18 protein-coding genes are annotated in these 21,035 nt (G+C 66.2%); 1 reads left to right on the top strand and 17 read right to left on the bottom strand.

Annotated elements, in window-relative coordinates; translation table 11 throughout:
- The 11 genes from I2E26_RS08775 to I2E26_RS08725 form a co-directional block, all read right to left on the bottom strand.
- A partial coding sequence (locus I2E26_RS08775) for a class II fructose-bisphosphate aldolase (RefSeq protein WP_195420424.1) occupies positions 1–317 on the bottom strand: 317 nt, incomplete at its 3' end.
- A gap of 156 nt (positions 318–473) precedes the next feature.
- Positions 474–1,193: an MBL fold metallo-hydrolase gene (locus I2E26_RS08770; RefSeq protein WP_195420423.1), complete on the bottom strand. Its 720-nt coding sequence runs from the start codon at positions 1,191–1,193 to the stop codon at positions 474–476.
- A gap of 96 nt (positions 1,194–1,289) precedes the next feature.
- Complete coding sequence (locus I2E26_RS08765; RefSeq protein ID WP_229056534.1) at positions 1,290–3,602, bottom strand: bifunctional (p)ppGpp synthetase/guanosine-3',5'-bis(diphosphate) 3'-pyrophosphohydrolase; 2,313 nt, start codon at positions 3,600–3,602, stop codon at positions 1,290–1,292.
- Positions 3,603–3,700: 98 nt separating this feature from the next.
- A complete protein-coding gene (recJ, locus tag I2E26_RS08760; RefSeq protein ID WP_195420421.1) occupies positions 3,701–7,000 on the bottom strand; it encodes a single-stranded-DNA-specific exonuclease RecJ in 3,300 nt (1,099 codons plus the stop codon).
- A 227-nt stretch (positions 7,001–7,227) separates the two neighbouring features.
- Entirely contained in the window at positions 7,228–7,479 is a 252-nt protein-coding gene (locus tag I2E26_RS08755) for a helix-turn-helix transcriptional regulator (RefSeq protein WP_147587591.1), read from the bottom strand.
- 146 nt (positions 7,480–7,625) lie between these two features.
- Complete coding sequence (locus I2E26_RS08750) at positions 7,626–8,378, bottom strand: copper homeostasis protein CutC (protein WP_195420420.1); 753 nt, start codon at positions 8,376–8,378, stop codon at positions 7,626–7,628.
- A 130-nt stretch (positions 8,379–8,508) separates the two neighbouring features.
- Positions 8,509–9,225, bottom strand: a complete 717-nt coding sequence (locus I2E26_RS08745) for an ABC transporter ATP-binding protein (protein ID WP_195420419.1) — start codon at positions 9,223–9,225, stop codon at positions 8,509–8,511.
- A gap of 3 nt (positions 9,226–9,228) precedes the next feature.
- Positions 9,229–10,080, bottom strand: a complete 852-nt coding sequence (locus I2E26_RS08740) for an ABC transporter ATP-binding protein (RefSeq protein WP_147587590.1) — start codon at positions 10,078–10,080, stop codon at positions 9,229–9,231.
- Complete coding sequence (locus tag I2E26_RS08735; RefSeq protein ID WP_147587659.1) at positions 10,073–11,152, bottom strand: branched-chain amino acid ABC transporter permease; 1,080 nt, start codon at positions 11,150–11,152, stop codon at positions 10,073–10,075. Before I2E26_RS08735 ends, I2E26_RS08740 begins: the two co-directional genes overlap by 8 nt.
- A 12-nt stretch (positions 11,153–11,164) precedes the next feature.
- Positions 11,165–12,046: a branched-chain amino acid ABC transporter permease gene (locus I2E26_RS08730; protein WP_195420418.1), complete on the bottom strand. Its 882-nt coding sequence runs from the start codon at positions 12,044–12,046 to the stop codon at positions 11,165–11,167.
- A gap of 134 nt (positions 12,047–12,180) precedes the next feature.
- Positions 12,181–13,353, bottom strand: coding sequence for an ABC transporter substrate-binding protein (locus tag I2E26_RS08725; RefSeq protein WP_195420417.1), 1,173 nt, complete (start codon positions 13,351–13,353; stop codon positions 12,181–12,183).
- 335 nt (positions 13,354–13,688) lie between these two features.
- Here I2E26_RS08725 and I2E26_RS08720 point away from each other — a divergent pair, with 335 nt between their 5' ends.
- Positions 13,689–15,008 (top strand): homoserine dehydrogenase, encoded by a 1,320-nt coding sequence (locus I2E26_RS08720; RefSeq protein ID WP_195420416.1) that lies wholly within the window; start codon positions 13,689–13,691, stop codon positions 15,006–15,008.
- An 85-nt stretch (positions 15,009–15,093) separates the two neighbouring features.
- Here I2E26_RS08720 and I2E26_RS08715 read toward each other — a convergent pair whose 3' ends face one another.
- Genes I2E26_RS08715 through dltA form a run of 6 tightly spaced genes read right to left on the bottom strand, consistent with a single transcriptional unit; the run spans position 15,094 to position 20,744 of the window.
- Positions 15,094–16,317 (bottom strand): D-alanyl-lipoteichoic acid biosynthesis protein DltD, encoded by a 1,224-nt coding sequence (locus tag I2E26_RS08715; RefSeq protein ID WP_195420415.1) that lies wholly within the window; start codon positions 16,315–16,317, stop codon positions 15,094–15,096.
- A gap of 13 nt (positions 16,318–16,330) precedes the next feature.
- A complete protein-coding gene (locus I2E26_RS08710; RefSeq protein WP_195420414.1) occupies positions 16,331–16,555 on the bottom strand; it encodes a hypothetical protein in 225 nt (74 codons plus the stop codon).
- Positions 16,552–16,797, bottom strand: coding sequence for a D-alanine--poly(phosphoribitol) ligase subunit DltC (dltC, locus tag I2E26_RS08705; protein ID WP_195420413.1), 246 nt, complete (start codon positions 16,795–16,797; stop codon positions 16,552–16,554). Before dltC ends, I2E26_RS08710 begins: the two co-directional genes overlap by 4 nt.
- On the bottom strand, positions 16,790–17,977 hold the full coding sequence (gene dltB, locus I2E26_RS08700) for a D-alanyl-lipoteichoic acid biosynthesis protein DltB (RefSeq protein WP_195420412.1): 1,188 nt from the start codon (positions 17,975–17,977) through the stop codon (positions 16,790–16,792). The genes dltC and dltB overlap by 8 nt, the downstream gene beginning before the upstream one ends.
- Complete coding sequence (gene dltD / locus I2E26_RS08695) at positions 17,974–19,206, bottom strand: D-alanyl-lipoteichoic acid biosynthesis protein DltD (protein ID WP_195420411.1); 1,233 nt, start codon at positions 19,204–19,206, stop codon at positions 17,974–17,976. The genes dltB and dltD overlap by 4 nt, the downstream gene beginning before the upstream one ends.
- 2 nt (positions 19,207–19,208) lie before the next feature.
- On the bottom strand, positions 19,209–20,744 hold the full coding sequence (gene dltA / locus I2E26_RS08690; protein WP_195420410.1) for a D-alanine--poly(phosphoribitol) ligase subunit DltA: 1,536 nt from the start codon (positions 20,742–20,744) through the stop codon (positions 19,209–19,211).
- Between the last annotated feature and the right edge of the window lie 291 nt (positions 20,745–21,035).

The raw sequence follows: 21,035 nt of genomic DNA, 5'->3' as shown, positions 1-21,035 counted from the left end.
CCGTCGTACATAACGGAGGTGAAACCGGCCTCGATGCACTCAAGGCAGTTCTCATACGTACCGTGGTCGAGGTGCAGGGCGACGGGCACCGTCACGCCGGTGGCCTCGACGGCGGCCTTCACCATATCGGCGCAGACCTTGAAGCCGCCCATCCACTTGGCGGCGCCAGCGGAGCACTGGATGATCAGCGGGGACTTGGCCTCCTCGGCAGCCTGGAGGATGGCGAGCGTCCACTCCAGGTTGTTGGTGTTGAAGGCGCCCAGGGCGTAATGGCCGGCCTCGGCGTCCTTGAGCATCTGAGCTGCATTGACGAGCATACTTGGACCTCCTGTTGTCCATACTCAAATAATTACACGGGGCATTTTACCACGCCCGACTACTCATATCCCAGGCATTCGCAGCCTGTATAACCCCTGCATGAAGATAGGTTGCATTTCGCGCGCATCCGTCGCCGACGAAAAGGCCCCTTTTGCTTACCCAGCAGTGGCAGCGCCATGCTCCTTGGCATAGCGGCGCAGGCCACGGCGCATAAACAGGTTCGTCTCGACCTCTTGCTTCGCCGTCGTGGGATCGTTATGACCGATAAGGCACAGCGTCTCGGGAGGTAGCAGGGAGCCGATCTTACCCAAAGACCGAATGATCTCCTTCTCGCTTCCCCCCTCGAGGTCGGTGCGACCATGGCCCCCTGGGAACAGCGTGTCGCCCACGAACGCCACGGGACCGGTGCTTGCCGGCGCGAATAACACGATGCCGCCCGGCGTGTGCCCCGGCGTGGCCATAACCTGCAACGCGACGTCGCCGAATGCGACGACATCCCCCTCGTTGAGCAAGCGATCGGGAGCGGGCGGCATCTCGTGATCGAAGCCCCACGTTTCACGCATGCTGCGGATGGCCTCGGGAATGATGGCGGCATCGGCCTCAGAGATGAGAAACGGCACGTCGTCGCCCGCGGCACGACGAACGCCGGCGACGCCGCCGACATGGTCGGCATGGCCGTGCGTGCAGACGATCGCGGCGAGGCGCACGCCCGGCAGCTGTTCGGCCATCACCCGCACGAGCTTCTCGCCCTCCCAAGCGGGGTCGACGATGATGGCCTCTCCCCCGCTTGCAGCGATATAGGTATTCGTGCGGATAGGTCCGTTTACCACGCAATGGACGTCGAGCGCGCCACACGGCGTCAAATCGAGCTCCATGATGTTTCCTCCTTTGACAAACGGGCCGCCATCGCTCGATAGCGGCCCACCGGCACCGTGCGAAACGGGATGCCGTCGCAATTCGCTACAAGTCCTTTATCGAACGCGGCGCTTCATCTGCCGCGCCCCCTCGCCCGGCATAATGCGGCGCGCATCGTAGACGCTCTCCACGCGGCTGATGGATGCAAGCAGCGGATCGAGTCCGCTCGCATCGGAAATCTCGACCAGGAACCGCAGTGTGGCGATGCCCTCGCGATTGGTTGCCGTGGCAGCGGAGAGGATGTTGCCCCCCGCATCGCCGATGGCGATGGTGACGTCCTTGAGCAGGCCCATGCGATCAAGGCACTCGACCACGATCTCGACCTGGAACAGCGCGTCGGCGGCGCCATCCCAATCCACCGGAATCATGCGCTCGGGATGCTCCATAAGCCCCTTGACGTTCGGGCAGGTCGCGCGATGCACCGACACGCCGCGGCCGCGCGTGATGAAACCGACGATATCGTCGCCCGCCACAGGGTTGCAGCAGTGCGCGAGGCGCACGAGCATGTCGCCCGGCTCCCCGCCGTTCACCACGACGCCCGAGCTGCCGCGGCGCTGGGGACGCTGGCCCGCGCGCGAGCCATGCGTACGCTTGGCGGCCTCGACGACCGCCTCCTCGCGCTTCTTACGCGGGGTCTCCTCGATGGGCTTGGGATCCAAGATCGCCTGCACGCGGTTGCCGACCATGCGCGGCGCCACCTTGCCCGCGCCGATGGCTGCGAACAGGTCCTCGAGGTGCTTGTAGTTCATCTGCTCGGAAACTGCGTTGAGCGCGCGCGTCGACCGCTGGGTAGAGATGCCGTAACCGCGCTTGCGCAGGTCCTTTGCCAGAACCTCGCGGCCGGCCGTTGCATCCTCGTCCTTGGTGGCCGCAGCGAAATAACGACGGATCTTCGACTTCGCCGACGGCGTCTTGACGATAGCGAGCCAGTCGCGCGACGGCTTGGACGACTTGTTGGTGAGAATCTCCACCCGATCGCCCATCGCCAGCTCGTGGGTAAGCGGGGCCACCGCGCCGTTCACCTTCGCGCCCACGCAATGGTTGCCCACCTCGGTATGGACGGCATAGGCGAAATCGAGCGGAGTGGCGCCCGAGCGCAGGCTCATGACCTCGCCCTTGGGTGTGAAGACGAAGATCTCCTGGTCGAATAGGTCGACCTTCAGCGAATGGAGGAACTCCTTGGGATCGTCGATGTCGTCGGACGCCGCCCAGTCGAGCGAGCGCTTCAGCCAGTTTATCTGGTCGTCGAGGCGCTGGGCGTCGATGGTCTTCGCCGCCGATGAGCCGCCCGACTTCTTATACAGCCAGTGCGCCGCGATGCCGTACTCGGCCTGCTCGTGCATCTCGAACGTGCGGATCTGAATCTCAAGCGGACGCGCCGTGGGCCCGATGACGGTGGTATGCAGCGACTGGTAATTGTTGAGCTTGGGCATGGCGATGTAGTCTTTGAACCGCCCGGGCATGGGATGCCACAGCGAGTGCACCGCGCCCAGCGCCGAATAGCAATCGCCCACCGTATTGGTGATGACGCGCAGCGCCACCAGGTCGTAGATCTCGGAGAACTCCTTGCCCTTGCGCTTCATCTTCTGGTAGATGGACCAATAGTGCTTCGAGCGGCCGTTGATCTGGAAGTCCTTGAGCCCCACGCGCTTCAGCTCGTCGGTGAGCGTCTTGATGGTTTCGGAGAGGTAGCGCTCGCGCACCTCGCGGCTCTCGGACACCATGCGCGCGATGCGCTGGTAGGCCTCGGGCTCGAGATAGAAGAAGGAAAGGTCCTCGAGCTCCCACTTGATGGACGACATGCCCAGACGGTCCGCCAGGGGCGCGTACACGTCCATGGTCTCGCGCGCCTTGAACAGGCGGCGATCCTCCTTGAGGGCGGCCAGCGTGCGCATGTTATGCAGGCGGTCCGCAAGCTTAACGATGACGACGCGGATGTCTCGGCTCATGGCGAGGAACATCTTGCGCAGGTTGAGCGCCTGCTTCTCATCCATGCTGCCCACCTCGATATTGGTGAGCTTGGTCACGCCGTCCACAAGGTCGGCCACGGTATCGCCGAAGATCGAGGCCACATCGCCCAAGGACGTCTCGGTATCCTCGACGGTGTCGTGCAGCAGCGCGGCGCACACCACGTCGCAATCCATCTTGAGCTCGGCCAAGATGATGGCGACCTCGACGGGGTGGTTGATATAGAGCTCGCCGCTGCGGCGTTTCTGCGTGGAGTGCTTCTCGGCGGCGAAGCAGTACGCGCGCTCGGCGAGCTCGGCGTCGTCGTCGCCCATGTATTTACGGCACAGCGACGCCAATCGGCCCCAGTTATCGGCTGCGATCTCGGAGGGGAGGTCGTCCGCGCTACGGTAATGGACCATCTCGTCGGTAGGCGTGAGCGCGGAGGCCGCCTGACCCTTGTCCGTCTGGCCCGAACCCTTGCCGGAAGTGCGTTGTGCAGAGGTATCCATGGCTCCCCCTATCGTGTTCGTGGCGTGATGGGCCTGTTCACGCGTGACAGCATATCATGGGCCGGCGCGTCGAGCGCCCAGGTGCGAAATGCCGAGAACTCCACGCGCGCCCGCAGGCCCTCCAGGTAGCGGATGGAGTTCGAGAGCTCCACGCGGCCGGGGTTCTCGACCATCTCCAAGCGGCGCCCTTCGTCGAATCCGGTTACGCGCACGAATCCCAGCTCCTCGAAGATCGACAAGCCGCAGGGGACCGAGCGCTCGTCGACGGGCGTGCGCGCGTCGATCGCCAGGCACATCTGCGCGATATCGAGGTCGCTCGCATCCAGCGCATGGGGACCCGGGCCGCCCGCGGCGCGGCGCCACATGGTCTGCAGCGCGCGGTACAGCGTGACCAGCTCCTCGCGACTGGGCGCCAAGGCGTCGAGCAAGCGCTCGTTGATGCGCGCATCGCGCGAGGAATACAGCAGGTGGATGCGGGCCGGAGCTCCGTCGCGCCCCGCGCGGCCGCTCATCTGGTTGAACTCGGTAGCGCCAAACGGCATGTGGTAGAGCACCACATGGCGGATGTCGGGCAGGTTGACGCCCTCGCCGAACGCCGAGGTCGAGACGATGCAGCTCAGCGCGCCGTCGCGGAAGGCCTCCTCCACGCGGGAGCGGTCGCGGCGCGACAGGCCCGCGTTATAGAAACCGATCGACGAGCCCAGCTCGGGCACGCGGCGACGCAGCATGCGCGCGAGAGCGAGCGACTGGTCGCGCGAATTGACGTAGACCACGCACTTCTCGCCCGTGGCGACGATGGAGACCAAGCGGTTCTCACGCGATGCGAGATCGCGTTCGTCGTCGATCGCCAGGTTATCGCGCACACAGTCATCGACGAGGACGTCCTCGATGGGCAGCAACTCGCGGATAAGCGCCGCCACGTCGTCGTCGGCCGTGGCCGTGGCAGCCAGAACCTGCGGGGAGCCCAGGCGCGACAGCGCGTCGGGAAACGCCGCGTAGGCGCTACGATGGCCCGACGGAGCCTCGGCGGCATGATGCGCCTCGTCGACCACCACGAAGCCGACACGACCGGTCCCGGCGAACGCGTCGACATGGGCCACCAGATATTCGGGCGTGGTGAGCACGATATCGACCGCGCCCGCCATAAGCCCGCGGCGCACGTCTTCTCGCTCGCCCGCGGAGCTCTCACCCGTAAGGACGCAGACGCGCACGCCGAAGCTGCCGAGCAGCTCGGTAAGATGAAAGGCTTGGTCGGAGACGAGGGCGCGCAAGGGATAGACGAAGATGCTCGCGCGATTGCGGCAGATGGCCTCGCGGACGGCATGGACCTGGAAGATCAGCGACTTTCCTCGGCCGGTCCCCATGATGGTGAGGACGTTGCGACCCCGGCCGAGCCGCTCGAGCGCCTCGGCCTGAACGCGATGCGGCCGCGACGCCCCGATGAACCGGTGCACCAGCGAGCGCGTGAGCTCCTCGTAGGAAAGACCGGCCAGGCGACGGCGCTGATCGAGCAAGGGCTGCGGGGCGGCCGCATCGTCCGGGTCGGGGACGGAGGCCTCCAGCGCCTCGCAATCGAACGCCGCACCCGATGCATCCTGGCAGCAATGGCGCAGGATATCCTTGATCATGAGCTTGGGCTTCACGCGCCCCTGCCAATGCTCGGCGACAGCTTCGAAAACGAGGTCGACCACGGAATCGCACCGGACCACGTCCTCGATCTGCGGAACGCGAAACATGATGGCGGGCACGCTTGCCGAGCCATCGGTTGCGGTGAAGCGCATATGGTCGCCCGTGCGGCCCACCACGGCGCGGTCGCACATGGTTACGCCCGAGACGCCCAGGAGCGGAACCTTGTTGCCCTGGCCGAACGGCTCGAGCAAGGACAGCTGCTCCACGGTCTCGATGTCGAGCTCGGACAGCGACACCATGGCCGCGATCTCGCCCGTATCCTCGAACTGCTCCTCGGGAAGCTCAGCCAGCACCTGATCGAGCCGGGTGCGGAGTGCATCGAGGTTCTCGGCCGCACAGGTCACGCCGACGGCGCCCGCATGGCCGCCGAAGCGGATCAGCAGGTCGCTGCAGCGCTCGACCGCCTCGAAGAGGTTGACGTTGCCCACCGACCTGCCGGAGCCGCGCGCCACGCCGTCCTCGATGGAGAAGAGCAGCGAGGGAACGTGATAGCGATTGACGAGCCTGCTGGCCACGATGCCCTTGACACCCTCGTGCCAGCCCTCGCCGCCCACCACGATCACGCGGTTACCCTCGTAGGTGCGCTCGACCAGGGCGAGCGCCTCCTCGGTAAGCTGCGCCTCGATATCGCGGCGCTCCTGGTTGGTATGCTCCAGCTCGGCCGCCAGGCGTCCCGCCTCGACGGGATCGCGGGCGAGCAGCAAGTTGAGGGCGAGCGAGGGATCGGCCATGCGACCGGCGGCGTTGAGCCGCGGGATGAGCGAGAAGGAGAGCCCGTCGGCCGTGATGGTGGACAGGTCCGTTTTGGTGAGCGCCGCGAGGGCGACGTAGCCGGGGCGCGTGGTCGCGCGCATCTGGGCGATGCCATCGGCCACCAGCGCGCGGTTCTCGGGGGTGAGCTGCATCATATCGGACACGGTGCCCAAGGCAGCAACCTCGGTAAACGAGCGCCACAGCAGCGGCTGGCCCAGGCGTTCGCCCAAGATCTGCACGAGCTTGAGCGCAACTCCCACGCCCGCCAGCTCGCGGGACGGACCCGAGTCGGCGAGCTTGGGATCGGTGAGGGGCACGCCCTGGGGGACCATGTCGGCGGGCTCGTGATGATCGGTCACCACGAGGTCGATCCCGCGCTGAAGCAGATAGGAAACCTCATCGCGCGCCGCGATGCCGTTGTCCACCGTCACCACCAGGTCGGGCGAGCACTCCTCGATCACGCGGTCGAGCGCCGCCTGGCTGATGCCGTAGCCTTCCTCGAAGCGATGGGGAATGAACGGGTGGACGCATGCGCCCAAAGCGCGAAGAGCCTCGGTGAGCAGGCAGGTCGATGTGATGCCGTCGACGTCGAAATCGCCGAACACGGCGATGTTCTCGCCGTCTTGGATTGCGCGGAGCACGCGCTCGGCAACCTGCGGCATGCCGGGAATAAGGGTGGGGTCGCACCAATCGCGGTCGAGCGAGGGCGTGAGGAACAAGCGCCCCTCTTCGGCGGTGGCGATGCCGCGGGCTGCCATGATGCGCGCCACCAGCGGCGCCACACCCAGCTCGGCGGACAGGCGCTGCTCGATATCGGGCTGGGGCGGCAAAACGCTCCAGCGGCGCGAGCGCTTAAGCATGGACATGGCCGCACCTCCCCTGCAACGAGGCGGCGCACGCGGGGCGAACGGTGGAAAGCGGCGGCGCGACCGACGGACGCGCGATACAAAGGTGCTGCATAGGAACACATCCTAGAGTATGGCCCGCTGCGGCGGGCCGAGCTGTTGAACACCTTTATTATACGCACGGCGCGGACACGCGCCTCGAGCTTCGGGGAACGGCGGCACGATGCGCCGGGCGCCGTCGAAGCGGGCTATCCCTCGCGCGCGGGCAGCGCGCCGAATGCGTCCTCGTATTCCTCGTCCGACATGTAGTCGATCAGGTCGCCCGGCTTGCAATGGAGCGCCTCGCACATGGCGGTGAGCGTGGAGAAGCGGATGCCCTTCAAGCGACCGGTCTTGATGCGGGAGATGTTGACGGGAGAGATGCCGACCTTTTCGGCCAGCTCGAGCGACGTCATCTTGCGATCGGCCATGACGCGATCGAGCCGCATGATGATAGGCATCCCGCACCTCCTGGGAACTCATCGATTATCCGCAATCCGCTTTTCACCATACCCGATTGAACGCGGGGTGCGGAACGAAACGGGTGGGCGGCGCGAATCAGGCGTGAGCAGCCTCATGAACGCGAGGAAGGGGCGAATCGGGCCCGCTATACGATCTTCGTGCCGTGGAGCTCGGCGGCCCCGAGGGCCTCCGCGATATCCGCCGCGTTGGCATGCGTGATACCCGCTCCGGGTAGGATGGCGAGGCGGCCTGCGGCATACGCCATGAGCTCGCGCAAGCGCTCCAGGTTGTCCGCGATAGCGGTGCCGGCGGGGCCGCCGTGGGTGAGGATTCGCGCCACGCCCCGGGACGCAAGCCAATCGATGGCGGCGAGCTGCTCGCCCGCGCTCAGGACGTCGAACGCCATGTGAAAGGTGATGTCCAACGCGCGACCGCGCCGACGGGCGGCATCGCTCGCAGCCCGGCACAGGCGCTCGCATGCCGCCCGGTCCAGCGCGTACGGGCCCTCGTAGCAGGCGCCGGGCAGCAGGCGCCCGGCCTGTTCGCGCGTGCGCGCCTCTCGATACGCCTGCGGGTCGAGGGGTTCCACGCAGCCAAACACCACGCCGTCGGCCCCGAGGTGCGCATGGCTCTCGATATCCAGCTCCATCGCGCGCAGCTCGTCGGCGTCGTAGACGAAGTCGCCGCCGCGCGGGCGCACCATGCACATCACCGCGGCTCCGCGAGCATGCGCAACCTCCACGACCCGGGCCGTCACACCGGGAGAAGGCGAGGTCCCGCCTACCGCGAGGTTGTCGCACAGCTCGATACGGCGCGCCCCGCGGTCGAGTGCGAACTCCACGAGCGTGGCGTTCTCGGCGCAAAACTCGCGCACGACATCACGATTAACCTGTACCACCCGTATCGCGCCCCTTTGCACGTCCCGCTATGATCGCGCCCATCTTAGCACGGCCGGAAGCACGCCACGCGCGCCGCACAAGCGATGCGCGGCGCGCCCCGTACGAGCACGCCGCGCATCGAGCAGCATCCTAGTTTCCGCCCAGGTACGCCTTGCGCACCTCGTCGTTATCGAGCAGCTCGGCACCCGTTCCCGAGAGGGTCACGCGACCGGTCTCCATAACGTAGGCGCGCGAGGCGATGGAAAGCGCCATCTGCGCGTTTTGCTCGACCAGCAAGATGGTGGTGCCGGCGGCGTGTAGCTCCTGCACGATCTGGAAGATCTGCTCGATGAGCAGCGGGGCCAGGCCCATCGAGGGCTCGTCGAGCATGAGCAGTTTGGGCGAGCTCATGAGCGCGCGCCCCATGGCAAGCATCTGCTGCTCGCCGCCGGACAGGGTGCCCGACACCTGGCCGCGGCGCTCCTTCAAGCGCGGGAAGTGCGCGTACACGCGCTCGAGGCCCGGGGCGATCTCGGAATTGGGGCGCGTATAGGCTCCCATCTCAAGATTCTCCTCCACGGTCATCTGCTGGAACACGCGACGCCCCTCGGGAACGTGCGCCAAGCCCTTGCCCACCAGGACATCGGGCATGGTGTGCATGATATCCTCGCCCATGAACTCGATGGCGCCCGTCGTGGAACGCAGCAGGCCCGAGAGCGTCTTGAGCGTGGTGGACTTGCCCGCGCCGTTGGCGCCGATCAAAGCCACGATCTCGCCCTCGTCCACGTCGAAGGACACGTCTTTGATCGCATGGATCGCGCCGTAGTACACGTTGATGTGCTCGACGCTCAAAATACGCTGCGCCATCCGCTACGCCTCCTTCTGCTTGCCGAGGTACGCCTCGATCACCGCTTCGTTGTTCTGGATCTCCTCGGCGGTTCCCTTGGCGATCACCCTGCCGAAATTGAGCACGCAGATACCCTCGCAGATATTCATAACCAGGTTCATATCGTGCTCGATGAGCATGATCGCGATGTTGAACGTATCGCGGATCTTGACGATGTTCTCCATGAGGTCCGCCGTCTCGGAGGGGTTCATGCCCGCCGCGGGCTCGTCGAGCAGCAGCAGGCTGGGATTGGTGGCCAGGGCGCGCACGATCTCGAGGCGGCGCTGGGCGCCGTACGGCAGGCTGCCCGCCTGATGGTTCGCCAGATCCTGCATGTCGAAGAGCGACAGCAACTCGAGCGCGCGCTCATGCGCCTCGCGCTCGCGCTTCCAATACGACGGCGTACGCAGGATGCCGGACAGCGTGGAATACGCCTTGGTGTTGTGGAGCCCCACCTTGACGTTCTCCTCGACCGTCATGGTGTCGAAGAGGCGGATGTTCTGGAAGGTACGGGCGATGCCCATGCGGTTGACCTGGTGCACGGTCTTGCCGCTCGTGTCGTGGCCGTTGAGCAGGATCGTGCCGCGCGTGGGCGCATACACCTTGGTGAGCAGATTGAAGACCGTGGTCTTGCCGGCGCCGTTGGGACCGATGAGGCCGGCGATCTCGGTGCGGCCGATCGTGAGGTTGAAGTCGTCGACGGCCTTCAGACCGCCGAAATCGATACCCAGATGCAGGGCCTCGAGCACGGGCGCGCTGTTGACGTCGCGCTCCGGCACGATGGAGTGGCTGGGAACCGGCACCATCTTGCCGCGTTCGAACTCGAATTTAGGCATCGGCGCCCACCTCCTTCCGGCGCGAGGCGAACCTTGAGGCCACGCGATGCGCGGCGCTCTTCAACGTATCGTTGTTGGAGATGATCATGACCAGGATGAGGACGACCGCGTAGACGAGCATGCGGTAATCGGAGAACTGCCGCAGGGCCTCGGGCAGGATCGTGAGCGCGATGGCCGCGACCATCGATCCGCGCATATTGCCCAAGCCGCCCAGGACCACGAACACCAAGATGAGGATGGAGGTGTTGAAATCGAACTTGGTAGCCGACAGCTGCGAGAAGCCGTTGCCGAACAGGGCGCCCGCGGCACCGGCGAGGGCGGCGGAGACGACGAAGGCGATCATGCGGTAGCGGGTCGTGGAGATGCCCACGCTCTCGGCGGCGATGCGGTTGTCGCGCACGGCCATGATGGCGCGGCCGGTGCGGCTGCGCACCAGGTTGAGCACGACGACGAGGGTTACCATGACGAGCAGGAAGCCGGCTGCGAACGTCGAGATGACCGACACGCCCGACGCGCCCTGGGCGCCCTTGATGATGGCGATACCGCCCTCGGCGAGATTGAGATCGCTCACCGAGAGGCTGCCCGTAAGGTTGAACAGCACATGCAGCCCGCGCTCGTCCACGCCCACGATCAGGCAGGTGACGATCTCCTTGATGATCTCCCCGAACGCCAGCGTCACGATCGCGAGGTAGTCGCCGGACAGGCGCAGAACCGGGATCCCCACCAAAAAGCCCGCGAGCGCCGCAGAGGCCGCGCCCACCGCCATGGCGACGATCAGGCGCAGGCCGTCATCGGGGATGACCTCGGACAGCCCCATCGCGGCGACGATGCCGGTGTAGGCGCCGACGCTCATGAAGCCGGCATGTCCGAGCGAGAGGTCGCCGGCGACGCCGACCACCAGGTTGAGGGAAAGCGCCATGACGACGTAGGCGCAGATGGGAACGAGCTGCCCCGCGATCATGCGCGGGATCATGTGGTTCGCCTGCATGACGTAGACGACGGCGAAGACCGCGATGACGAGCGCATAGGTGAGCAGGTCGCGTCGGGTCCTCTTGTCGCGCAAGAACTTCATCACCGCCATCACCTACACCTTCTCGGGGACGTACTTGCCGAACAGGCCCGCCGGCTTGACGAGGAGCACCACGATGAGCACGCCGAACACGATGGAATTCGCCAGGCTCGTGGAGATATACGCCTGCGCCATGGCCTCGATGATGCCGAGCAGGATGCCGCCCACGAAGGCGCCGGGAATCGATCCGATGCCGCCGAAAACGGCCGCGGTGAACGCCTTGATACCGGGCATGGAGCCCGTAGTGGGCTGCAGCACCGGCGAATAGGAGCACAGCAGGACGCCCGCGATGGCGGCCAGCGCGCTTCCGATGGCGAACGTCATGGAGATGGTGCGGTTGACGTTGATGCCCATGAGCTGCGCCGCGGCCTTGTCCTCGGAGCAGGCGCGCATAGCCTTGCCCATCTTCGTCCTACCCGTGAACCACATGAGGCCCGCCATGATGACGAGGCACGCGACCACCGTCACGATGCCCACGGCCGACACGTTGTAGGCGCGCAAGCCCTCGGGCGCCGGGAAGCTCACGATGGAGGTGAAGTTCTTAGGCGTGGCGCCCCAGATGAGCTGGGCGGCGTTTTGCAGGAAATACGAGACGCCGATAGCGGTGATGAGAACCGCCAGCGGGCCCGCCTGGCGCAGCGGCTTGTAGGCCAAGCCCTCGATAAGGATGCCCAGCGCGGTGCAGACGGCCACGGCGGCGAGCACCGAGACGATGGCGGGCAGCTCGAGATACGAGGTGACGCAGAACGAGATATACGCACCGATCATGATGACGTCGCCATGGGCGAAGTTGAGCATCTTGGCGATGCCGTAGACCATGGTGTAGCCGAGTGCGATGATCGCGTACACGCTGCCCATCGTGAGGCCGTTGGCGAGGTATTGCAAGAAGACCGACATGCGCGAATCCCCCTTTCTTCGCATGGCGGGGGGACGACGCCCCCTGCAGCCGAGCGCAGGGGCGAAGGCTTGCAAGCCCTGGTCCCTGCGCCGATATCATCTTGTAGCGGAACAATTGCGAAGGTGGATGGACCCTACGCTAACACGTACTTTCCATCCTGGATGACGTAGACGGTCGTCTCCTTCTCGACCTCGCCGCGATCGTTCCACGTCAGGGTGCCGGTGAGGCCCTCGACCTTGACCTTGGTCATGGCCTCGGGCAGCGCGTCGGCGACCTCGGCCGGATCGGCATCGGGAGAAAGGCCCGCCTCGACGAGCGCGAGAGCGATGGCATGGACCGAGTCATACGCGTCGGCGGCGAACTGGTCGGGCAGCTCGCCGTACGCCTCCTTGTAGGCGCTCACGAACGAGGCGTTCTTGGGGTCGTCCGCCGAGAAGGGGGTCATGAGGTAGAGGCCCTCGGCGAGCGCGGCATCGAAGCCCTCGACGCCCAGGATGCCGTCCATGCCGTCGCAGCCCATGACCTTGACGTCGTAGCCCATATCGTGCGCGTTGGTAAGCATGACGGACGCGGGGGTGTAATAGATGGGGGCGAAGATCAGCGTGGCGCCGGCGCTCTTGGCCTTGGTCAGCTGGTTGGTGAAGCTGGTTGCGGAGTCGTCCTTGAAGGTCTCCTTGTCGACGATATCGAGCTTGAGCTCCTCGGCCTTCTGGAGGAAGGCGTCGTGCACGCCGGCCGAGTAGGTATCGCCCGCGTTATGGAAGGTGGCGATCTTCTCGTCGGGGAAGTTCTTAGCAAGCCACTCGGCGGAATGAACGCCGATCGCGGGGTCGTTGTAGCACGCACGGAACACAACGGTCTTGCCGTCCGTGACATCCGGGGCGGTGGCCGACGGGGTGATCATGAACAGATGCGCGCTCTCGGCCTCCTGGGCGACGGCGAGCGAGCAGCCCGTCGTGGTGGGGCCCACGAGTGCCTGCATGCCCCAGTCGGCGAGGCTGTTGAAAGCGTTCACCGCCTTCTCGCCATCGGCGACGTCGTCCTCGGCCTTGAAGACGAGGGGCAGCTCATCGGTCGAGAAATCCTTGCATCCCAGCTCGGCGCCGCCGGTGACGGACGTACCGTAGGAAGCCGCGGGACCGGTCAGGGGCCCCATGGAGCCGATCTTGAAAGCCGCGGCGCCGGAATCGTCGGACGCTCCCGCCCCGGAGCAGCCGGCAAGAATGCCCGCAGCCCCTAGTCCGGCTACGCCAGCGATAATGCTCCTGCGATCCAGAACAGGGTTGAATGCGTTTTGATACGACATGCGGCTCTCCTCTCGAGTGCGCACCGGCCCCGACGTCGCGCGGCCGGACTTCCAACGGATACGCGGCACTTCATCGAAGTGGAGTGCGTGCGTGAGTTGTACCTTACTCGCTTCGGCTCTCCTTGGCGAGCACTTTATTCAGCTAAACTCGCCATTTGCCCATATAAACGCTTTTACGGATTAAAGCAGCACCAGGTATTACCAGTTCACGGCTTATATTGAACAGCCCTGGGCGCAATGTAACAACTCTGTTTCGGCAGGGACTGCGGCTTCGCTAGAATACAAGCACACGCCAACACGCTCGCCCCGGCCGCGCCGGGCAGAAAGGAAGCGCCATGACAGCATCCACCCGCTCCGTCGGCATCGGCATCATCGGACTCGGCACGGTGGGAGGCGGCGTGGTCCGCCTTATCCAGATGCACCGCGACGACTACCGCGCGAACCACGGCATCGACCTGACGATCGCACGGGCGTGCGCGCTCGATCCAAGCGTTGCGGAGGAGCTGGGGATCCCGCAGGATCGCTTCACGTCCAACTGGAACGATGTCGTCAACGACCCCGCCGTCGATATCGTCGTCGAGCTCATCGGCGGCGAGCACCCCGCGACCGAGATCTTCCAGACCGCGTTCGCCAACGGCAAGCATATGGTGAGTGCCAACAAGGCCCTGCTGGGACGCCATGTCGAGAAGCTCGCGCAGGCAGCTGCAGACGCAGGCGTCCAGCTGCGCTGCGAGGCCGCGGCGGCGGGCGGCATCCCGATCGTCAGCGTCCTCGAGCACGACCTCGCGGGCAACAAGATCCTTACCATCGCCGGCATCATGAACGGCACCACCAACTACATCCTCTCGCGCATGGCCGACGAGGGCCTGGGCTTCGAGGAGGTCCTGTCCGACGCGCAGCGCCTTGGCTATGCCGAAGCCGACCCCTCCGCCGACGTCGACGGCTTCGATGCCGCCAGCAAGATCGCCATCCTCTCCTCCATCGGCTTCCATTCGCGCGTGACCACCGACGATGTCTACATGCAGGGCATCCGCCAGGTCGGCGCGGACGATATCGCCATCGCGCGGTCGCTCGGCTACGCCATCAAGCTGCTCGCCATCGGGCGCAACACGCCCGAGGGCATCGACGTGCGCGTGCATCCCACGATGATTCCCGCCACCCACCAGCTCGCCTCCGTATCGGGTGCCATGAACGCCGTGTTCGTGGTAGGGGACGCCGTGGGCGAGACGATGTTCTACGGCGCGGGCGCGGGCGCCTTCCCCACCGCAAGCGCCGTCGTTGGCGACGTGCTCGCGCTCGCCGACGCGATGACGCGCGGAGGCGCCCCGCTGCCCGAGCCCGAGCCCGTGCAGCGCACGCTCGCCATCCGACCCATCGAGGAGCTGGAGGCCGGCTACTACATCCGCCTCGCGCTCGACGGGCGCCCGGACGCGCTGGACGCCGCCGTGGCGACGCTCGCGGCCGGCGGCGTCCCGGTGCAGCGAGCAGAGCGCGTCGATGCCGGCGCCGCGGTCGTCATCACCGACACCTGCGTCGAGGGCGCACTGAACGCCGCGGTCGACGCCCTCGCGCGCGACCTGGGCGATACCGCGGTCGCATCCGTCATCCGTATCGAGGATGTTGCCGCCTGGAGCAAGGGCGCCTGCGCGAACTAGCGCCGCCGTCCGCGCGCACCGCGGCATACGCAAAGCCTCCCGGATCCGGGCCCAGACGGGCCATGGGATCCGGGAGGCTTTTTCACTAGGGGGCGCCCAGCGAGGAGACATCGGGGGCTCCGCCCGCCAGATACGTCCACATCGCCCGCGCGTAGTACAGCGCGCCCACGCTCGACGGATGGTTGTCGTCGCGGAAGAACAGCGGGTCGTACTCATGCGATGAAAGGTCCGCATAGGCGACGTTCGCCCGCGTGCACGCATCGCGCAGCATCTGGTAATAACGGGAGCGAACCTCGCGGCCGTACACCGTCTGGTCGTACAAGAAGCCGTTCACGGGCTGGATGAGCACGCACGCCTCGAGGCCCAGCTGACGGCAGATCGACAGCGTCTGCTCGAAATCCTCGAGCTCCTGCGTGCTCAGCTCGCCCGACCCGCGCTCCTCCCACTCGCGCGCCCGGCGCGTGAAACGCTCGAGACCGTGCTCGTTCCACGAACGATAGCAACCGTTGTCGCTCCCCTCGTGCGAAAGCTCGCTCGCCGCGTGCGCACGGCGGTAGAGGTCTTCCCATCGCGGCTCATGCGGCGGCGCGGACGCCTGCGCAGCCGATCCGCGGGCGCCGTTCGCGCGCGGCGGACGCATGACGGGAGCCGCGGCATCATGCGCGGGCGACAGGATGCGGCGGATCGTCTCGAGCTCCGCCGCGACGCCGCCGTCCACCATGGAGGCCGCGCGGCCAAGCGCCCCGCGCGGTTCGTCGACCATGACGCCGTACGCCCGCAGTCGACGCGCAACCCATTGCTTGCTCTCATCCGAGATGCGATCTTGCGCGATGAAGGCGTCGTAGGTGCCCCGCGAGAAGATGCCCGGGTAATCCGCCTGCGGGTCGCGCCCCGCGGTATACCACAGCATGCTGGGGATGAGCACGACGCGCCTCGGCGCCCCATCCCGCGCGAGCGCCCCCAGCTCCACCGCCTGCCAGACATCCGAACAGCCCGGGCGCCCCAGCATCAGCGCGTCGACGCCCGTCTGCGAACCCGCGAGCATCGTGGTGGGATGGTACAGAAGACCGGGCGCGGGATAGAGCTCCGACGACCCCAGCACGAGATGCGTGTCGTAGCCGGCAGCGCGGCGCTCGTCGTAGAACGAGCGGATATAGGAGTAATCGAGAAGCTGCTCACGCGTTGGATAGAGCTGCCGCGCCGCGTGCGCATCGGAGCGACGGGCCACGACGCCGGCGCCCGCGAACGAGCACGCCGCCAACGCCGCAGCCAGCGCGACCGCGCCGGCCCTTCGCACGGGTCCACGCAAGCCGGCCCGCATGCTAGTAGGCCGCGTACACGGGCGCGGCGGGAGCCCCGTACGGCGACAGCACGAAATACCAGGCCAGAATCGCTAGAAGCGCGAGCGCGAGCGCGAACCACGCTGCAGCCGCGCTCCACGCATCCGAGAAGAACCACGCGCGCACCGGCGCCAGCGCCCGCTTCAGCCCGCGCACGGGGTGCGGGTCGCGGCACAACGAGCGAGCCGTGGCAACCCAGGCGCTCACAAGCGCTCCGCGATGCGGTCGATGATCTTGTTGACGCTGTTCATCTCGGTGCGCTCGACCTCGGTGGGAGCGATCTGCACGCCGAAGCGTTCCTCGATCGCCACCAAGACCTCGATGCCCGCAAGCGAATCGAGCAAGCCCGCATCGAACAGGTCGATGTCGCGCTCCTCGGCCACCGCGTCGTCGTCGCAGATATCCGCGAGCAGATCGATTACTTCCTGTTCAAGCATGTTCCTATCCATTGATGATCCTTTCCACGATCGTGCGGAGCTGTCCGGAGAACAGCGCGAAACCAAAGATGACCAGCTGCATCGTCACGAACCAACTGAGGACGCGATACCATCGCGCCTGCTTATGGCGCTTGTGAAACGACGACCGCTTCTGATAGGCCTCGGTCGCGGCGAGCAGGCCGCCGTGATACAGGCCGTAGGCGAGGTAGTCGGGCGTAAGGCCGTGCCAGGCGCCCATGATCGCCATGTCCACCACATACGCCGTGCATGCGCATGACAAGCGGCTTGAAAACACCCGGCGACGCGTCGCCCAGCGCACGAACCGCATGAACACGAAATCGCGCAGCCAGGTAGACAAGGTGATATGCCAACGGTTCCAGAAGTCCTTCATGTCCACCGCGGCGAACGGCGCCTGGAAGTTACGCGGCGTGACGATGCCGAAGCAATAGCTCGCACCCATGGCCATGAGCGAATAGCCGGCGAAATCGAAGAAGAGGTACAGGGCGTACAGGTAGGCGTTGGCAATCTGGCGCGCGACGCCGTAGGCGATGCTCGGCACCACCAGCGACCGGTCCGGCGCGTAATAATGCAGTGCTATAGAGGCGAAGACCAGCTGAAACGCGGCTCCCACCAGCAGCAGGAGCAGGCCGCGCGACAGCAGCTCGAGATAGTCGGAGCGCGAGGGCTGGTGCTTCAGATCGTCCATAAAGCGCCGCGACCGATCGATGGAACCCGAGGTGATCGTGGCGAAGAACGTAAGGAAGTACAGGTAGTCCCGCACGCGCATGTCGTCGATAAGGCCGTCGCGGATCTCGATGAGAACCTGCACGGCCTTGAAGGTCACGTAGGAGATGCCCGCGAACGCCAGAAGGTTCTGGTCGAACACCGCGCTCACCTTATAGATGACCAGCGGCGCGAGCGTGCACGCGAGCGAGATGCGATAGACCGCCATGCTCTTCGCGCCCCGCTTCCAACTTGCGAGCGTGGCGAACGCACCGGCCGTGGCGATGGCCACGAACAACCCGAACGCCGCCGCTTGGACGGCGGAGGATGAATACAGGAAGGCGAGCATGATGGCAGAGGCCGCCATGCCCCAGCACTTCAGTCCCCGTCCCCACACGCCGAACGCGGCGGCGGGAACGATGAGCGCAGCGAGCAAGATGAAAAATGAAGCTGAAGTGTAAAACGTCATAGCGTTAATCCCCGAACATGGCTTTTTGCCGCATCGCCGGCGGGGTCCGTGTCGACCACGCCCTCGGTCGCATAGCGATAGATGGCCTTCGAATAGTAGGCGCCGCCCAGGTCGGACGGATGGGAGTACTCTCGCAAGAACAGCGGGTCGTATTCGTGCGACGAGAAATCCGCGCACGGCACCCCCGCCTCCGTGCAGGCGTCGCGCATCATCTGGTAGTAGCCCGCACGCACGTCGCGATCGTAGATCGTCTGGTCGTACAGGACCCCCTTCACGGGTTGAATAAGCACGAGAGGCTCGATTCCCGCCTCGAGGCACACCTGGAGCAGCAGCTTGAAATCCCCCAGCTCCTCTTGGCTGAAATACTCCCCATCGTCCACCCGCCAATCGCGCACCTTCTCGAGCCAGCCTCGATAGGATTTCCGATACCAGCCGTCGTAGATGCCGAGGTCGTTCGAAGACGAGCGCTCGGCCGCCGTGAGGCGGGCCTCGCGGAAGATCGCCTGCCAATCGGGCTCCTCGGCGCCGTGCGGATGCGCCGGGGCGGAGGGTGCGGAGCCGTCGGCGCGAACGTCGCCGCCGCTGTCGTCCGCAAGCGCCAGGCGCACGTTCGCCCGCGCCTCCGACACATGGGCGTCGAGCTGCGCACCCAGGGCGGACAGGCCGCCCGACCCGCCGCGGCGATCGACCCCGTACGCCCTCATGCGCGCCGTGACCGCGTCCTTCGTAGCGCGGGAGATCCTATCGTTCTCCAAGAAGGCCCGGTACGCGCCCTCCGAATACGCCGCCTGGAAATCCCGGGCAGGCGTGCGATAGCACATGAACCACTGCATGCTGGGAATGATCACCACGCGCTTCTGCTCCAGCTTCTCCGCGAAGGCGCCCACCTCGATGGCCTGCCACAGGTCCTCGCAAAACGCGCGGCCCGTCACCATCACGTCCACGCCGTAGCGACCGCCCTCGAGCAGGCGCGCGGGATGGGCGGGGCCGGCGGGGCCGGGGTTGAGCTCGGAGGAGCCGAATACCAAGATGGGATCGAGCCCGTCGTCCACGCGCGCCTCGTACGAGCGGAGCATGGCATCGAAATTCGAGACCTCGTCCACCGACGGATAGCCCATGAACGGCTGAGCGGCAATGCGCTCGCGGTAGCCGGCCACCGCCGCGCCGCACGCCGCAAGCGCCAGGGCGCACGCGAGCGCAAGCGCGGCCAGCCGCTTCGCAAACGCCACCGCTACCTACCCTGCGCCGCGAGCGCGCGGCGGTCGACCTTGCCGTTGCCCGTCATGGGAAACGCATCATGAAAGACAATCTTCTTCGGAACCATGTAGTGCGGCAGGCGCGCCTTGAGCTCGTCCTTGATCGCCAGTCCGGCGCGAAAAGCGGAGGTGTCCGCCGGCACGTCGGCAACCACGTGCCCCACGAGATGCGATACCTTGCCGCCATGCTCGACCGTGGTCACCACCGCCGCCGACACCCCTGGCAGCCGGCGCAGCCCTTCCTCGATCTCGCCCAGCTCGATGCGGTATCCATGCAGCTTCACCTGCAGGTCCAGGCGACCGCGATAGTGCAGCATGCCCAGCTCGTCGAGCCTGCCCTCATCGCCCGTACGATAGCTGCGCACGAGCCGGCCGTCGAGCATGGCCGTACCGAACACCGCCTCCGTGAGATCGGCGCGGCCGTAATAGCCGCGTGCCACCGTATCGCCCTCGATCACGACCTCGCCCCAGCAGCTCGCACCCACGTCGGCGCCCGCCTCATCCACGATGCGCAGGCGCGTCCCCGGACGCGGCGTGCCCACGGGCAGCGGCATATCGAGTCGAGCCAGCTCGGGCGTCACCACGATGTCGGTCACCGCCACGGTCGATTCCGTCGGCCCGTAGGTATTCACCACCGTCGCGCCGTCGAAGCGCTCCATCAGATGGAGCGTGGTGGCATTCGTAAGCGTCTCGCCGCAGAACAAGAACAGCTCGACACCGTCCAGCGCATCCGCTCCGAACGCCTCGTCGGCCAAGCACAGCTCCGCGAACGACGGCGTGGAGACCCAGACGTTCACGCCCGAGGAGGAGAGCGCCTCGAACTGCCCGCGCGCGCTCGCCTGCGTCTCGTGCGTGAGGGAGTACAGCGAGCCGCCCGTCGACAGCGCGCAGGCGAGCTCGAAGACGGAAAGGTCGAACGAGAACGGCGCCTGGTCGAGGTAGACGCGTCCGTCGCGCGGCGCGCCGCCCAGATCCCGGGCCCAGGAGCAGAAGCCATCGAAGCAGCCGGCGGTCACCTCGACGCCCTTGGGCGCGCCCGTGGAGCCGGAGGTGAACAGGATGTAGCACAGGTCCTCGCCGTCGATCCAGCGGGCATGGCTGGAGGATCCGCCCGCCTCGATGCACGCACGCAGCATGGCGGCATCGAGCACGGCATCGGCCGCGTCGACCACCTCGAAGGGTGCCTCGGCCACCGCGATGAGCAGCGGATGGGAGAGCTGCCGAGCGATCGACGCCGCCCGTTCGGCCGGAACCGAGAATCGGTCCACCGGCACGTAGGGGTGGCCCGCCTTCATGCATGCCAGGAAGGCGGCGACCATGAGGGGCTCCTTGTTGCCATAGACCATCACGGGGCTGTCCGCGGACGGAGCGGTGCGCTCGACCAGCTGGGCGATCGCCTCCGATGCCTGCCAGAGCTCCTGATAGCTCATGCGCTCGCCCGCCGACGTCCGGATGGCGGGCGCATGCGGCCGGGTCGTAGAATAATGCTCGATGCTCTGCAGGTACTTCATCCCTTGTCCTCTCGCCTCGCCGCTCATCCGCGGCGTCATCCAGCGCGCGGGCGGCGGCGCGGCGCGGGGCCGAAGCGCCCGCCCGCCGTCTCGCCCGTGCGGTTACCCGCAGTCTAGAAGGCGCGGGGAGCAATATCCATAGAGGCGCTATGGGGATGGCGTGACAGTATCGTCACCTTGATGTCACACAATTGCTACTGCAGGTAGATGCATACGTTTTACGGCTTTTGCGACCCCGGGAGCACATGGACGGCCCCGCCCCACGCGCTGTCGAGCGCATCGTGCGCGCGG

Origin of the sequence: Collinsella sp. D33t1_170424_A12 (genome assembly GCF_015554865.1) — a bacterium.
GTDB lineage: Bacteria > Actinomycetota > Coriobacteriia > Coriobacteriales > Coriobacteriaceae > Collinsella.
The sequence above is the reverse complement of the archived record's forward strand: the minus strand, read 5'-3'. Positions and strand labels throughout refer to the sequence as shown.

Excerpts from the sequence above, each read along its gene's own strand:
- dltB (WP_195420412.1), bottom strand. The coding sequence starts at position 17,977 with ATGACGTTTTACACTTCAGCTTCATTTTTCATCTTGCTCGCTGCGCTC.
- I2E26_RS08720 (WP_195420416.1), top strand. The coding sequence starts at position 13,689 with ATGACAGCATCCACCCGCTCCGTCGGCATCGGCATCATCGGACTCGGC.
- dltA (WP_195420410.1), bottom strand. The coding sequence starts at position 20,744 with ATGAAGTACCTGCAGAGCATCGAGCATTATTCTACGACCCGGCCGCAT.
- I2E26_RS08755 (WP_147587591.1), bottom strand. The coding sequence starts at position 7,479 with ATGCCTATCATCATGCGGCTCGATCGCGTCATGGCCGATCGCAAGATG.
- recJ (WP_195420421.1), bottom strand. The coding sequence starts at position 7,000 with ATGTCCATGCTTAAGCGCTCGCGCCGCTGGAGCGTTTTGCCGCCCCAG.
- I2E26_RS08770 (WP_195420423.1), bottom strand. The coding sequence starts at position 1,193 with ATGGAGCTCGATTTGACGCCGTGTGGCGCGCTCGACGTCCATTGCGTG.
- dltC (WP_195420413.1), bottom strand. The coding sequence starts at position 16,797 with ATGGATAGGAACATGCTTGAACAGGAAGTAATCGATCTGCTCGCGGAT.
- I2E26_RS08730 (WP_195420418.1), bottom strand. The coding sequence starts at position 12,046 with ATGTCGGTCTTCTTGCAATACCTCGCCAACGGCCTCACGATGGGCAGC.
- I2E26_RS08725 (WP_195420417.1), bottom strand. The coding sequence starts at position 13,353 with ATGTCGTATCAAAACGCATTCAACCCTGTTCTGGATCGCAGGAGCATT.
- I2E26_RS08745 (WP_195420419.1), bottom strand. The coding sequence starts at position 9,225 with ATGGCGCAGCGTATTTTGAGCGTCGAGCACATCAACGTGTACTACGGC.
- I2E26_RS08740 (WP_147587590.1), bottom strand. The coding sequence starts at position 10,080 with ATGCCTAAATTCGAGTTCGAACGCGGCAAGATGGTGCCGGTTCCCAGC.
- I2E26_RS08735 (WP_147587659.1), bottom strand. The coding sequence starts at position 11,152 with ATGAAGTTCTTGCGCGACAAGAGGACCCGACGCGACCTGCTCACCTAT.
- I2E26_RS08765 (WP_229056534.1), bottom strand. The coding sequence starts at position 3,602 with ATGGTCCATTACCGTAGCGCGGACGACCTCCCCTCCGAGATCGCAGCC.